This window comes from Pseudomonas mosselii (genome assembly GCF_019823065.1).
GTDB lineage: Bacteria > Pseudomonadota > Gammaproteobacteria > Pseudomonadales > Pseudomonadaceae > Aquipseudomonas > Aquipseudomonas mosselii.
Genome location: NZ_CP081966.1, coordinates 4,941,916 through 4,956,015, shown reverse-complemented (window position 1 = coordinate 4,956,015; position 14,100 = coordinate 4,941,916). Strand labels below are relative to the sequence as shown.

Genomic DNA, 14,100 nt, shown 5'->3' with positions numbered 1-14,100 from the left:
GGCGCTGGCGCCCCGGATCAGTTAGACTGTGCGACTTTCTCCCGCAAGAAGCCCATTGCCCATGGCCCAGCCGTCCACCACCTACAAGTTCGAACTGAATCTGACCGACCTCGATCGCGGCGTGTACGAGAACGTTCGCCAGACCATCGCCCGTCATCCCTCGGAAACCGAAGAACGCATGGCCGTGCGCCTGCTGGCCTATGCCCTCTGGTACAACGAGCAGCTGTCCTTCGGTCGCGGCCTGTCGGACGTCGATGAGGCGGCCCTGTGGGAAAAAAGCCTGGACGATCGCATCCTGCACTGGATCGAGGTTGGCCAGCCCGACGCCGACCGCCTGACCTGGTGCTCGCGGCGGACCGAGCGCACCAGTCTGTTGGCCTATGGCAGCTTGCGCGTTTGGGAGAACAAGGTGCTTGGCGCAGTCAAGGGCCTGAAGAACCTGAGCATCGCCGCCGTGCCGCAAGACGTGCTGGAGATCCTCGCCACCGACATGCCGCGCACCATCAAGTGGGATGTGATGATCAGCGAAGGCACGGTGTTCGTCACCGACGACCGTGGCCAGCACGAAGTGCAGCTGCAGTGGCTGCTCGGCGAGCGCGGCTGACCTGATTCACACCAGATTATCGAAGACCCCATGCGTATCGAACCCCGTCCCCTGCCGTCGCCCCTGCCATTGTTGGGCAACCTGCCACCCCTGCTGACACGCCTGTACGCCGCCCGTGGCGTTCAGACCGAGGCTGAACTGGACAAGAGCCTGGCGCGCCTGCTGCCATTCCAGCAGCTCAAGGGTATCGATGCGGCGGTGGACCTGCTGGTCGAGGCACTCGACCAGCGCCAGCGCATTCTCATTGTCGGCGACTTCGACGCCGACGGCGCCACCGCCAGTACCGTCGGTGTGCTTGGCCTGCGCCTGCTGGGCGCGGCGCATGTCGATTACCTGGTGCCCAATCGTTTCGAATACGGATACGGCTTGACCCCGGAGATCGTCGAGGTCGCCCTGCAGCGCCAGCCGCAGTTGCTGATCACCGTGGACAACGGCATCTCCAGCGTCGAGGGTGTAGCGGCCGCCAAGGCCGCCGGGCTCAAGGTGCTGGTTACCGACCACCACCTGCCGGGCGAACAGTTGCCCGCCGCCGATGCCATCGTCAATCCGAACCAGCCGGGATGCGGGTTCCCGAGCAAGTCCCTGGCCGGCGTGGGGGTAATCTTCTACGTGCTGATGGCCCTGCGCGCGCGCCTGCGCATCCTGGGGCGCTACGAGGCTCAGCCGCAGCCGAACATCGGTGAGTTGCTCGATCTGGTGGCGCTGGGCAGCGTCGCCGACGTGGTGCCGCTGGACGCCAACAACCGCATCCTGGTGCACCAGGGGCTGGAGCGAATCCGCGCCGGCCGCGCCCGCCCCGGGCTCAAGGCTATTCTCGAGGTGGCGCGGCGAGATCATCGACGCATCACTTCCACCGACCTGGGCTTCATCCTCGGCCCTCGGCTCAACGCCGCCGGGCGCCTGGACGACATGAGCCTGGGCATCGAGTGCCTGCTGTGCGAGGACGCGGCGTTGGCGCTGGACATGGCCCAGCAGCTCGATGGCCTGAACCAGGACCGCAAGTCCATCGAGCAGGGCATGCAGCGCGAGGCGCTGGCCCAGCTCAAGGACCTGCCAGTCGAGTCCATGCCCTATGGCCTGTGCCTGTTCGACGCCGACTGGCACCAGGGGGTGATCGGCATTCTTGCCTCGCGGTTGAAGGAGCGTTACCACCGTCCGACCATCGCCTTCGCCGATGCGGGGGAGGGGATGCTCAAGGGCTCGGCGCGCTCGGTGCCGGGGTTCCATATCCGCGACGCGCTGGATGCCGTGGCGGCGCGTCATCCGGCCTTGATCAGCAAGTTTGGCGGGCACGCGATGGCAGCTGGTCTGTCGTTGCCGGCCGAAAACTTTCCTTCGTTTGCCGAGGCGTTCGATGAAGAGGTGCGGCGTCAGTTGCGTGAGGATGACCTGACTGGTCGGCTGTTGTCGGACGGCACCCTGGCGGTCGAAGAGTTTCACCTGGACCTGGCGCGGGCATTGCGCAATGCCGGGCCTTGGGGACAGCACTTTCCAGAGCCGTTGTTTCATGGGGTGTTTCAGCTGGTCGAACAACGCGTCGTGGGGGAGCGCCACCTGAAGGTGGTACTCAAGAGCGAGTGCGGAGCGGTGCGTCTGGACGGAATTGCCTTCGGCATCGATCGCGAGGTCTGGCCGAACCCTACGGTGCGCTGGGTAGAGCTGGCCTACAAGCTGGATGTCAATGAGTTTCGCGGGAACGAGAGCGTGCAGTTGATGATTGCCCACATGGAGGCACGCTGATCCTGGCGTAGTGGGTCGATTGGGACGCACAGGGATTAGCGCATACCGCCCGGCGGGTCTGCCGCCAGGCCCCAGACTCGGTTATACTCGCGGGCTTTTCACCGAATTCGCACGAGAGCAGCCCGCCCATGGAAATCCAACCGATCCTGAACACCATCAAGGACCTCACCGAGCGTTCCCAGTCCATTCGGGGGTATCTTTGACTACGATCACAAACATGATCGTCTGGTCGAAGTAAACCGCGAGCTGGAAGACGCCGCTGTCTGGAACAAACCCGAGTACGCCCAGGCCCTGGGCCGCGAGCGCGCCATGCTGGCGCAGGTGGTCGAGACCCTCGATAAACTGTCCAACGGCCTGACCGACTGCAAGGACCTGCTCGACATGGCTGTCGAGGAGGGCGATGAAGGCGCTGTCAGCGATGTCGAGACCGAGCTGCAAGGGCTTGAGGAATCCCTCGCCCAGCTTGAGTTCCGTCGCATGTTCAGCGGCGAGATGGACCCGAACAACGCCTACCTGGACATCCAGGCCGGCTCCGGCGGCACCGAGGCCCAGGACTGGGCCAACATCCTGCTGCGCATGTACCTGCGCTGGGCCGACAAGCGCGGCTTCGACGCCACCATCATCGAACTGTCCGAAGGTGAAGTCGCCGGCATCAAGGGCGCCACCGTGCACATCAAGGGCGAGTACGCCTTCGGCTGGCTGCGCACCGAGATCGGCGTGCACCGCCTGGTGCGCAAGAGCCCGTTCGACTCCGGCGCCCGTCGCCACACCTCGTTCTCGGCGGTGTTCGTCTCGCCCGAGATCGACGACAAGGTCGAGATCGAGATCAACCCGTCCGACCTGCGCATCGACACCTACCGCTCCTCCGGTGCCGGTGGTCAGCACGTCAACACCACCGACTCGGCGGTGCGTATCACCCACGTGCCGACCAACACCGTGGTGGCCTGCCAGAACGAACGCTCCCAGCACGCCAACAAGGACACCGCCATGAAAATGCTGCGGGCCAAGTTGTACGAGCTGGAAATGCAGAAGCGCAACGCCGCCTCCCAGGCCTTGGAGGACAGTAAGTCGGACATCGGCTGGGGCCACCAGATCCGCTCCTACGTGCTCGACGACTCGCGCATCAAGGACCTGCGTACCGGCGTGGAGCGCAGCGACTGTCAGAAGGTCCTGGACGGCGACCTCGACCAGTACCTGGAAGCGAGCCTCAAGCAGGGGCTGTAAACCGCACACCACCGCCGCGATACGAGGCCCAGGGCCCGTATCGCGTGCCCTGCCCGACAGGGGCAACGAACACCTGATGGAAAGAATGACGACATGAGCGACCTCAAGACCGAAGCGCAAGACCTGCAACAGGAAGAAAACGCCCTGATCGCCCTGCGCAAGGAAAAACTTGCCGCCGAGCGCGCCAAGGGCAATGCCTTCCCCAACGACTTCCGCCGCGACAGCTACTGCAACGACCTGCAGAAACAGTACGCGGACAAGACCAAGGAAGAGCTGGAAGCAGCCGCCATCCCGGTCAAGGTCGCCGGTCGCATCATGCTCAACCGTGGCTCGTTCATGGTCATCCAGGACATGACCGGCCGCATCCAGGTCTACGTCAATCGCAAGACCCTGCCGGAAGAGACCCTGGCCGCGGTCAAGACCTGGGACCTGGGTGACATCATCAGCGCCGAGGGCACCCTGGCCCGCTCCGGCAAGGGTGACCTGTACGTCGAGATGACCCGCGTGCGCCTGCTGACCAAGTCGCTGCGCCCACTGCCGGACAAGCACCACGGCCTGACCGACACCGAGCAGCGCTACCGCCAGCGCTACGTCGACCTGATGGTCAACGAGGAAACCCGCCACACCTTCCGTGTGCGTTCGCAGGTGATCTCGCACATCCGCAAGTTCCTCATCGAGCGCGACTTCCTCGAAGTCGAAACCCCGATGCTGCAGACCATCCCCGGCGGCGCCGCGGCCAAGCCGTTCGAAACCCACCACAACGCCCTGGACATGGCCATGTTCCTGCGCATCGCGCCGGAGCTGTACCTCAAGCGCCTGGTGGTCGGTGGTTTCGAGAAGGTGTTCGAGATCAACCGCAACTTCCGTAACGAAGGCGTTTCGACTCGTCACAACCCTGAATTCACCATGCTCGAGTTCTACCAGGCCTACGCCGACTACCGCGACAACATGGACCTCACCGAGGAACTGTTCCGCGAGCTGGCGCAGCTGGTACTGGGCAGCACCGACGTGCCGTATGGCGACAAGGTGTTCCACTTCGGCGAGCCGTTCGTGCGCCTGTCGGTGTTCGACTCGATCCTCAAGTACAACCCGGAGCTCACCGCCGCCGACCTGCAGGACGTCGACCGTGCCCGCGAGATCGCCAAGAAAGCCGGCGCCAAGGTGCTCGGCCACGAAGGCCTGGGCAAGCTGCAGGTGATGATTTTCGAAGAGTTGGTCGAGCACAAGCTGGAACAGCCGCACTTCATCACCGAGTACCCGTTCGAAGTGTCGCCGCTGGCCCGTCGCAACGACGACAACCCGGCCGTGACCGACCGCTTCGAGCTGTTCATCGGTGGCCGCGAGATTGCCAACGCCTACTCCGAGCTCAACGATGCCGAAGACCAGGCCGAGCGCTTCCTGGCCCAGGTGGCCGAAAAGGACGCCGGTGACGACGAGGCCATGCACTACGATGCCGACTTCGTCCGCGCCCTGGAATACGGCATGCCGCCGACCGCCGGTGAAGGCATCGGCATCGACCGCCTGGTGATGCTGCTGACCAACTCGCCGTCGATCCGCGACGTGATCCTGTTCCCGCACATGCGTCCACAGGCCTGAGCGATCTGAACAAGCCGCCTTTCGAGGCGGCTTTTTCATGCCTGAAGCTTTATGTTGTCAGTGCCGGCCTCATTGCCGGGCAGGCAACCCACTGTTCGTGAGGTAAACCAGAGTGACCCCCGCAATGCCCCACCAGGGTGCCGCCGGTATCGCCACCGCCGTCGCCGAGAGCGTGCAGTATCAGGGCCGCAAGACCGTCCGCCAGGGCAGCGAGCAGCGCCGCCAGCAGATCCTCGACGCCGCCATGCGCATCGTCGTGCGCGATGGCGTGCGCGGCGTGCGCCACCGTGCCGTGGCTGCCGAGGCCGGCGTGCCGTTGTCGGCCACCACCTACTACTTCAAGGATATCCAGGACCTGCTGGCCGATACCTTCGCCCAGTACGTCGAACGCAGCGCGGCTTACATGGCCAAGCTGTGGACCAACACCGAAGGTGTGCTGCGCCAGTTGCTGGCCCAGGGCGACGGCACCCCCGAGGCCCGGGCGCACCTGGCCGATGAAGTGGCGCGCATGCTGGCCGACTACGTCCTGCGCCAGCTGAACAACCGCCGCGACTTCCTCATGGCCGAGCAGGCCTTCCGCCAGGAGGCGCTGCTGTGCCCGCGCCTGGCCGAGCTGGTGCAGGCCCACGAGCAGATCCTGCTGCATGGCGCACGGCAGATCCTGCAGGTTGTCGGCTCGCGCCAGCCCGAGCAGGATGCCCAGATGTTGACGGCGATAATCGAGCAGATGGAATATCAGGGCCTGCTCAAGGATGCGAATGCGCAGGCCGATGAGCAGATGCTCGCTATCCTTGTCCGATACCTGCAGATGGTGCTGGCTTCGGCCTGAGTGGCGAACGACTTTTCAAGGAGAACCTGATGAAAGCCTGGCGTGTGGTGTTGTTGACCTTGTCATTCCTCCTGCTGGGCGGTTGTCTGGTGACGTTCGACGAGCCACTGCCGGCCAACCAGCCGGCGCCCAAGGCCCTGCTCGGGCAGTGGAGCAGCAAGGATGCCTGGGGCCAGCCGCTGAAACTGAGCATCAGCCGCGCGGGTGGCAATACCTACAAAGCGGTGGCCCGTGCCCAGGGCAAGGCCCCCGAGGAATACGCCTTCACCGTGGCCCGGCACGGCAACCGCTGGTACCTGTCGGCCGGGGTGCCCAAGCGCCTGGGTGGCAATTTCCTGATCGGTGGCTTCGAGGTGATCGACGGCAAGCAGCTGGTGGTCTACAACCTCGATGTCGAGCAGGTGCAGCAGGCTGTCGCCAAGAAAGAACTGAGCGGACGCAACACCGAAGTGCCGGAAGATAACGGCGAGGGCGTGCTGATCGACAGCCCGACCGAGCGGGTGCTGGCGTATCTGGAAGATCCCGCCAACTCCGATCTGTTCGTCGAGGTGGCGCGCTTCCAGCGTTCCGGTAAATAGCCGTGAGCATACCGGCCTCGTCGCGGGGCAAGCCCGCTCCTGGTTGTGGGAGCGGGCTTGCCCCGCGATGAGGCTTCAAGAAGGAGTCCCGCGTGGACGAGTACCAGCAGACCATACGCACGCTGTCCGACCGCATCGTCGCCACGCAGACCCCGATCCGCGTGCTTGACGCGGTGAAATGGGACGATGGCATCCGCCAGGGCTTTCTCAAGGCCAAGGGCAAGGAGCCACCAGCGGTGGACCGTGCCTACTACCAGAACCGCCCGCTGTCGTTCGACTCCAGCGCGGTGAAGGCCGAGTTCCAGAGTATCGAGCGCGACATCACCCGGCAGTTGGGCCAGTTCAATCCGGTCGGGCAGATCATGCGGCGCATGTGCAAGGAATACCGCATGGTGGTGCGCATGCTCGAGGCACGCGGCACCGAGGACTTCGGGCTGATCTCTCAGGAGCTCTATGGCGCCGCCTCCGACGCCTTCCACGCCGGCGACCCGACCCTGGCCGACCTGGGCCTGATGCTCTCGGATTACCTGAACAACATCGACGGTCGCGGCGACCTGAAGGACGAGCCGAAGAACCTCACGGCCAAGGAAGCGGTGGAGATCCTCCAGCGTCGCTTGAACAAGGTGTTCGGCGAGGCCGAGGAGACCATCCGCGTGTTCGAGTCCGACGGCATCGTTGCCGACGCCGCGGCCGGGGCCGACTACATCAAGGTGCGCGCCGACGCCATGTTCAACAGCCGCGACGTGCGCGCCCTGGAAGTGCATGAAGGCCTGGTGCACGTCGGCACTACCCTCAACGGGCTGAACCAGCCGATCTGTACTTTCCTGGCCAAGGGCCCGCCCTCGTCGACGGTGACCCAGGAGGGCCTGGCGATCCTCATGGAGGTGATCGCCTTTGCCTCCTACCCCAGCCGTCTGCGCAAGCTCACCAACCGTACCCGTGCCATCCACATGGTGGAGGAGGGCGCCGACTTCCTGCAGGTCTTCGAGTTCTTCCGCGGCCAGGGCTTCGAGATGGGGCAGAGCTACAGCAACGCCAGCCGGGTGTTCCGTGGCTCGGTGCCCAACGGCCTGCCATTCACCAAGGACTTGTCCTACCTCAAGGGCTTCATCATGGTTTACAACTACATTCAGTTGGCCGTGAAGAAGGGCAAGCTCGAGCAGATCCCTTTGCTGTTCTGCGGCAAGACCACCCTGGAAGACATGCGCACGCTGCGCCAGCTGGTCGAGGAAGGGCTGGTCGAACCGCCCAAGTACCTGCCCGAGCAGTTCCGCGACCTCAACGCGCTGTCGGCCTGGATGTGCTTCTCCAACTTCCTCAACCACCTGAGCCTGGACCGTATTGAAGCCGACTACGCGAACATTCTCTGACGCCTGCCGTCACCTCGCCTTCGGCCTCGGGCTGCTGCTGTTGGGCGGTTGCAGCAGCCTGCTGTTCTATCCCGAGCCCGGTCAGCCGTTCACCCCGCAAAGGGCCCATCTGCAGTATCAGGACCTGACCCTCAGCGCCGCCGACGGCACGCGCCTGCATGGCTGGTGGCTGCCCGTGCCGCAGGGTGTCGAGGTCAAGGGCACGGTGCTGCACCTGCATGGCAATGGCGGCAACCTGGCCTGGCACCTGGGCGGCAGCTACTGGCTGCCGAAAGCAGGCTACCAGGTGTTGATGATCGACTATCGCGGTTATGGGCTGTCCCAGGGCAAGCCGACATTGCCTGAAGTGTACGGCGACATCGGCGCGGCGCTGGACTGGCTCGACAAGGCGCCCCAGGCCCAGGGCCGGCCGCTGGTGCTGCTCGGCCAGAGCCTCGGAGGGGCCATGGCCATCCACTACCTGGCCCAGCACCCCGAGCAGCGCCGACGCTTCAGCGCCCTGGTGTTCGATGGCGTGCCCGCCAGCTACCGGGCGGTGGGGCGATATGCCCTGAGCACTTCGTGGATGACCTGGCCGCTGCAGGTGCCGCTGTCGTGGTTGGTGCCGGACGGCGACAGCGCGGTCAACTCGATCGCCCGCCTGGACAGCCCGCCGAAGCTGTTCTTCCACAGCATCGACGACAACCTCGTACCATTGGACAACGGCCTGCGCCTGTACCGCCAGGCGCCGCCGCCCCGGGTGCTGCAATTGACCCGGGGCGGCCATGTGCAGACCTTCGCCGATCCGACCTGGCGTCAGGTGATGCTGCGTTTCCTGGAAGACCCTACCCATTTCAACGGCCTGCGCCGCCTGGCCGAAGTACCCAACTACCCTGACGAGAAGAACTAGCAATGAGTGAAGAACGCAACGCCATCCCGCTGATCCTGACCGGTGTCGGCAGCATCATCGTGACGGTGGGAGCCCTCTGGTACTACGGCTACCTGCATTTCGCCAAGCCCGAGGATGCGCTGTTGCTGCAGGATTTCACCATGCTCAAGACCATTCCGGGGGAAGACTACAAGGTCTCGCTGACGCCGGCGCCACAGGTGGCGCAGTGCATCGATGGCGTGCTGGTGCTGTTCGACACCGAGCAGAAGGGCCTGACCGGGGTGCTGGTAGACAACCGCAAGCGCGCGGTGCGTTGCATGGGGCAGGAGACGCCGCAGCAGGTGCAGTGAGCGTGTCCTGACCTTCAGATGGGGTCGGTGCCAGACCAGGTTTCAAGAAGATGTTTTTTGCGTGGGAACGGGCTTGCCCCGCGAGGCGTCACCTTCACGATGTTCAATCCCAAGCCATGAAAAACCCCGCCATCAGGCGGGGTTCTTCACTCAAGCACTAGCGATTACTGGATCTGGCTCACCGAGCGCGGTGCCACCGGCTGGTTGTCGTTGGAGATGGTCACCTCCACCCGACGGTTCTGCGCGCGGCCCGAGTTGCTGCTGTTGTCGGCCACCGGGTACTCCTTGCCGTAGCCCTGGGCGACGATGCGTGCTGGATCGACGCCGGCACGTACCAGTGCCATGCGCACCGCACCGGCGCGACGCTCGGACAGGGTCTGGTTGTAGTTGGCCGAACCAACGCTGTCGGTATAGCCCTCGACGATCACCTTGCGCTCAGGGTTCTCCTGGAGGAACTGGGCCAGCTTGGTGACGTTGGGGTAGGCGCTGCTCTTGAGCACGGCCTTGTTGAAGTCGAACAGCACGTCACCGAAGGTCACCAGGGTGCCACGGTCGGTCTGCTTGGCGTTCAGGCTGTCCTGCAGCTTCTTGATCTGCGCGTCGCGGGCGTCCAGCTTGGCCTGGGCGCGCTGGGCGGCGGCGTTCTTGAGTTCGGCCTCGGCGCTACGCAGGGCGATGGTCTGCTTGGCCACTTCGACACGCTGGTTGGTCAGGTAGGCGAGCTGGTCGACTTTTTTCGAGTCCTCGCGATCCATGTAGGCTTTGTCGGCCTTGTTCAGCCAGTCCTGAGCGTCCTTGGTCTCGAGCGCGGCCACTTTGCTCGACTGTGGGTCGCTCTGCAGGGCGGAGAAGTTGGTGCGGGCCGACTCCAGGTTGGCGTTCGGGTCGTGGGAGCAGGCGGCAAGGCCCACGCTCAAGGCCAGCAGGGCGGGAATCATGACGTAGTTGCGCATAGTGTTCATCCTTTGATCGTTAACGAAGGCTCATGAGGCTGGGCAGGGCTCATTCGGCGCTGCGCAGGCCTTCCTCGCGTACGTCGTTGATACCCTGGCGGGCATCCTGTACGGCTTTCTGGGCCTTGGCTGCCTGGGCCTTGCGCTCGGCGACGCGGGCGTCCCATTCGGCTTGTTCGGCCAGCAGCTTGGCCTGGTCGTACTGCTTGTCGTGCATGGCGATCTCGGCCTTCTTGAACTTGTCCTGGGCAGCCTTCATCTCCACCGCGGCGAATTCGGTGCCACCTGCACTGACCGCCGAGTTGACCGCCGATTGGGTCACGGCGTATTGCTCGGTCGGCGGCTTGCCCGCGCAGCCGGCCAGCACCAGGCTGCTGCCCAGGGCCAGCGCGGCCAGCTTGAGCCCGCGCAGGTGAGTGGAGGAAGGTTGTGCGATGCGGGTCTTCATGGTGGTCAACTCCATTGGGTCACTCCTGTTAAACGACGATGCCACGCGGTGGCTATCGCTGTTCCCCTGTGGCCAGCGTCGGGCGCAAAGGCCCGTGTTTACAGGGTTTTGCCGTGATGGCTATTGGCTGTGACCCAGGCATTTTTTGAATAGTTCAGAAAAATTTGCACGCTAAAGGTATTTTTTTCTGACTAATCAGTCAGCGGATTTTTCCTGGAACTTCCGCCGTGGATGACGGTATGCCGGGCTTCGCCCGGCACCCGGAAAGGTTCAGTGCGACGGCTCCTTGCGCACCCTGCCGAGGGCTTGCAGGTGGCGTCGGGAGAGGGCCAGGAAGCGTGGTGTGGGGCCGATATCCTCGTACAGCGGGTCGCCTTCTTCGTCGGTGGCGATCACCTGCTGGCCCTTGATGTAGGGGAAGCTGGCTTCCAGTTCCTCGAGCGCCGCCGCCACCAATTCGCCCAGCAGTTCCTCGGGGCTGCGCTTGGGGTACATGTCGATCAGCGCGGCCAGGCGCGCTTCGGCTTCCATGTCCAGGTGCAGGACATGGCCGGTGGGACTCAGGAGGCCGGCGGCGTTCTGTTCCCAGTGCTCGGCGAGTTGGCGAATTTTCATGATGACCTCTCTGTCAAAGCCTGGTAGTGGCATTGCTTCGGATGTCCTGTGTTCACTTTAGTTGCTCTGGCCGCTTCTGGCTTGCCAGGCGCGGGCGCGAGTGGGCACTCTTGGGCGCATGCGGTTTCCTGGAGTGGAGAAGGCTGATGAGTGATATCGATCTGCGCTTGCGCGAGGATGTGCACCTTTTGGGAGAACTGCTGGGCGAGACCATCCGCCAGCAGCATGGCGAGGCGTTCCTGCAGAAGATCGAGGACATCCGCCACAGCGCCAAGGCCGACCGGCGCGGGCAGGGCGAGCGACTGAGCTCGACCCTGGGCGACCTGGCCGAGGAGGACCTGCTGCCGGTGGCGCGGGCATTCAACCAGTTTCTCAACCTGGCCAACATCGCCGAGCAGTATCAGCTTATCCGGCGCCGCGACGCCGACCAGCCCGAGCCGTTCGAGGCGCGGGTGCTGCCGGAACTGCTGGCGCGGCTGAAGGCGGCGGGCCACGGCAACGATGAGCTGGCCCGGCAACTGGCCAGGCTGAACATCGAGCTGGTGCTTACCGCCCATCCCACCGAGGTGGCCCGCCGCACCCTGATCCAGAAGTACGACGCCATTGCCGCGCAACTGGCCGCGCAGGACCACCGCGACCTCGTTCCCGGCGAGCGCCAGCAGGTGCGTGAACGCTTGCGCCGCCTGATCGCCGAGGCCTGGCACACCGAGGAGATCCGTCGCACCCGGCCGACCCCGGTGGATGAAGCCAAGTGGGGCTTTGCGGTCATCGAACACTCGTTGTGGCAGGCGATCCCCAACCACCTGCGCAAGGTCGACGCGGCCTTGTTCGAGGCCACCGGGCTGCGCCTGCCGCTGGAGTCGGCGCCGGTGCGCTTCGCCTCCTGGATGGGCGGTGACCGCGACGGCAACCCCAACGTTACGGCGGCGGTCACCCGCGAAGTCCTGCTGCTGGCGCGCTGGATGGCCGCCGACCTGTTCCTGCGCGATATCGACGGCCTGGCCGCCGAGCTTTCCATGCAGCAGGCCAACGCCGCGCTGAAAGACAAGGTCGGCGACAGCGCCGAACCCTATCGCGCCCTGCTCAAGCAACTGCGCGATCGCCTGCGCGCCACCCGTGCCTGGGCCCATGCCTCGCTGACGAGCACACAACCTGCCAGTGCTGCGGTACTGGTGGACAATCGCGAGCTGATCGCGCCGCTGGAACTGGCCTATCAGTCGCTGCATGAATGCGGCATGGGTGTGATCGCCGACGGCCCGTTGCTTGACTGCCTTCGCCGCGCGGTGACCTTCGGCCTGTTCCTGGTGCGCCTGGACGTGCGCCAAGATGCCGCCCGCCACCGCGATGCACTGTCGGAAATCACCGACTACCTCGGCCTCGGTCGCTATGCCGAGTGGGACGAGGAGCGACGCATCACGTTCCTTCAGGCCGAACTGAACAACCGTCGCCCGCTGTTGCCGGCGCATTTCCAGCCCCAGGCCGAGACGGCCGAGGTGCTCGCCACCTGCCGCGAGATTGCCGCCGCGCCTGCGGCGTCGCTGGGGTCGTACGTGATCTCCATGGCCGGCGCGGCCTCCGATGTGCTGGCGGTGCAATTGTTGCTTAAGGAGGCCGGGCTGACCCGGTCGATGCGCGTGGTGCCGTTGTTCGAGACCCTGGCCGACCTGGACAACGCGGGCCCGGTGATGGAACGCCTGCTCGGTTTGCCGGGCTACCGCGCTGGTTTGCAAGGGCCGCAGGAGGTGATGATCGGCTATTCCGACTCGGCCAAGGACGCCGGCACCACCGCGGCGGCCTGGGCCCAGTACCGCGCCCAGGAGAACCTGGTGCGCATCTGTCGCGAGCACCAGGTCGAGCTGCTGCTGTTCCATGGCCGGGGCGGCACGGTCGGGCGCGGCGGCGGACCGGCCCATGCGGCGATCCTGTCGCAACCGCCGGGCTCGGTGGGCGGGCGTTTCCGCACCACCGAGCAGGGCGAGATGATCCGCTTCAAGTTCGGCTTGCCGGGCATTGCCGAGCAGAACCTCAACCTCTACCTGGCCGCCGTGCTGGAGGCGACCCTGCTTCCGCCGCCACCGCCGGAGCCGGCCTGGCGCGCGTTGATGGACCAGTTGGCCGCCGATGGCGTCAAGGCCTACCGCGACGTGGTGCGCGAAAACCCGGACTTCGTCGAGTACTTCCGCCAGTCCACCCCCGAGCAGGAACTCGGCCGCCTGCCGCTGGGAAGCCGCCCGGCCAAGCGCCGCGCCGGCGGCATCGAGAGCCTGCGGGCGATCCCGTGGATATTCGGCTGGACCCAGACAAGGCTGATGCTGCCGGCCTGGCTGGGCTGGGAAACGGCGCTGAACAATGCCCTGGCACGCGGACAGGGGACGCTGCTGGCGCAGATGCGCGAGCAATGGCCGTTCTTCCGTACCCGCATCGACATGCTGGAGATGGTCCTGGCCAAGGCCGATGCACAAATCGCCGAGGCCTACGACGAACGTCTGGTGCAACCCGAACTGCTGCCGCTGGGTGCGCACCTGCGCGACCTATTGTCGCAGTCGTGCCAGGTGGTGCTGGGGCTGACCGGGCAGCCGGTGCTACTGGCGCACAGCCCGGAAACCCTGGAATTCATCCGCCTGCGCAACACCTACCTGGACCCGTTGCACCGCCTGCAGGCCGAGCTGCTGGCGCGCTCGCGCAGCCGTGAAGCCGCTCTGGACAGCCCGTTGGAGCAGGCCTTGCTGGTGACCGTGGCGGGGATCGCGGCTGGTTTGCGCAATACCGGCTGAGGTCGTTCGAAACCGGTCTCGGTGATGGGCCGGGTTGGCCTTGCGCCAACCCGTGACGGCCGGTTGCGCCGGGCGCAACCCGTGCCCCGGCCAGCCGCGGGCGGCCCGTTCCTGGCACTTTTGGACGCTTGTCGGGGGGGCGGGCGCTGTG

General features: G+C 65.1%; 13 protein-coding genes. 10 read left to right on the top strand and 3 right to left on the bottom strand.

What is annotated here, in order from left to right; genetic code table 11:
* The first annotated feature begins 61 nt into the window (after positions 1-61).
* From K5H97_RS23060 to K5H97_RS23020, 9 genes are all read left to right on the top strand, one after another.
* Positions 62-604: a YaeQ family protein gene (locus K5H97_RS23060; protein ID WP_028691578.1), complete on the top strand. Its 543-nt coding sequence runs from the start codon at positions 62-64 to the stop codon at positions 602-604.
* Positions 605-634: 30 nt separating this feature from the next.
* Entirely contained in the window at positions 635-2,344 is a 1,710-nt protein-coding gene (gene recJ, locus K5H97_RS23055; RefSeq protein ID WP_028691577.1) for a single-stranded-DNA-specific exonuclease RecJ, read from the top strand.
* 128 nt (positions 2,345-2,472) lie between these two features.
* Positions 2,473-3,568 (top strand): peptide chain release factor 2 gene (gene prfB / locus K5H97_RS23050; RefSeq protein ID WP_139121065.1). Its coding sequence is split into 2 segments (ribosomal slippage): positions 2,473-2,544 and positions 2,546-3,568, totalling 1,095 coding nucleotides; the frame shifts between segments, so codons are not numbered across the junction.
* Positions 3,569-3,661: 93 nt separating this feature from the next.
* A complete protein-coding gene (gene lysS, locus K5H97_RS23045) occupies positions 3,662-5,164 on the top strand; it encodes a lysine--tRNA ligase (RefSeq protein ID WP_028691575.1) in 1,503 nt (500 codons plus the stop codon).
* Positions 5,165-5,288: 124 nt separating this feature from the next.
* The gene (locus K5H97_RS23040) at positions 5,289-5,993 is read left to right on the top strand and encodes a TetR/AcrR family transcriptional regulator (RefSeq protein ID WP_028691574.1); all 705 of its coding nucleotides are present in this window, start codon (positions 5,289-5,291) and stop codon (positions 5,991-5,993) included.
* A gap of 29 nt (positions 5,994-6,022) precedes the next feature.
* Entirely contained in the window at positions 6,023-6,571 is a 549-nt protein-coding gene (locus K5H97_RS23035; RefSeq protein ID WP_028691573.1) for a LolA-like protein, read from the top strand.
* Positions 6,572-6,663: 92 nt separating this feature from the next.
* Positions 6,664-7,941, top strand: coding sequence for a flavohemoglobin expression-modulating QEGLA motif protein (locus K5H97_RS23030; RefSeq protein WP_028691572.1), 1,278 nt, complete (start codon positions 6,664-6,666; stop codon positions 7,939-7,941).
* Entirely contained in the window at positions 7,913-8,830 is a 918-nt protein-coding gene (locus K5H97_RS23025) for an alpha/beta hydrolase (RefSeq protein ID WP_028691571.1), read from the top strand. The genes K5H97_RS23030 and K5H97_RS23025 overlap by 29 nt, the downstream gene beginning before the upstream one ends.
* A 2-nt stretch (positions 8,831-8,832) precedes the next feature.
* Positions 8,833-9,159, top strand: a complete 327-nt coding sequence (locus tag K5H97_RS23020) for a hypothetical protein (protein ID WP_028691570.1) — start codon at positions 8,833-8,835, stop codon at positions 9,157-9,159.
* 164 nt (positions 9,160-9,323) lie between these two features.
* Here the strand turns inward: K5H97_RS23020 and K5H97_RS23015 are convergent, their stop codons facing one another.
* From K5H97_RS23015 to K5H97_RS23005, 3 genes are all read right to left on the bottom strand, one after another.
* Positions 9,324-10,112, bottom strand: coding sequence for an OmpA family protein (locus K5H97_RS23015; RefSeq protein WP_028691569.1), 789 nt, complete (start codon positions 10,110-10,112; stop codon positions 9,324-9,326).
* Between the two features lie 49 nt (positions 10,113-10,161).
* On the bottom strand, positions 10,162-10,575 hold the full coding sequence (locus K5H97_RS23010) for a DUF4398 domain-containing protein (protein ID WP_028691568.1): 414 nt from the start codon (positions 10,573-10,575) through the stop codon (positions 10,162-10,164).
* A 255-nt stretch (positions 10,576-10,830) separates the two neighbouring features.
* On the bottom strand, positions 10,831-11,175 hold the full coding sequence (locus K5H97_RS23005; RefSeq protein ID WP_028691567.1) for a hypothetical protein: 345 nt from the start codon (positions 11,173-11,175) through the stop codon (positions 10,831-10,833).
* A gap of 146 nt (positions 11,176-11,321) precedes the next feature.
* Here K5H97_RS23005 and ppc point away from each other — a divergent pair, with 146 nt between their 5' ends.
* Positions 11,322-13,949: a phosphoenolpyruvate carboxylase gene (gene ppc, locus K5H97_RS23000; protein WP_028691566.1), complete on the top strand. Its 2,628-nt coding sequence runs from the start codon at positions 11,322-11,324 to the stop codon at positions 13,947-13,949.
* Positions 13,950-14,100: the final 151 nt, after the last annotated feature.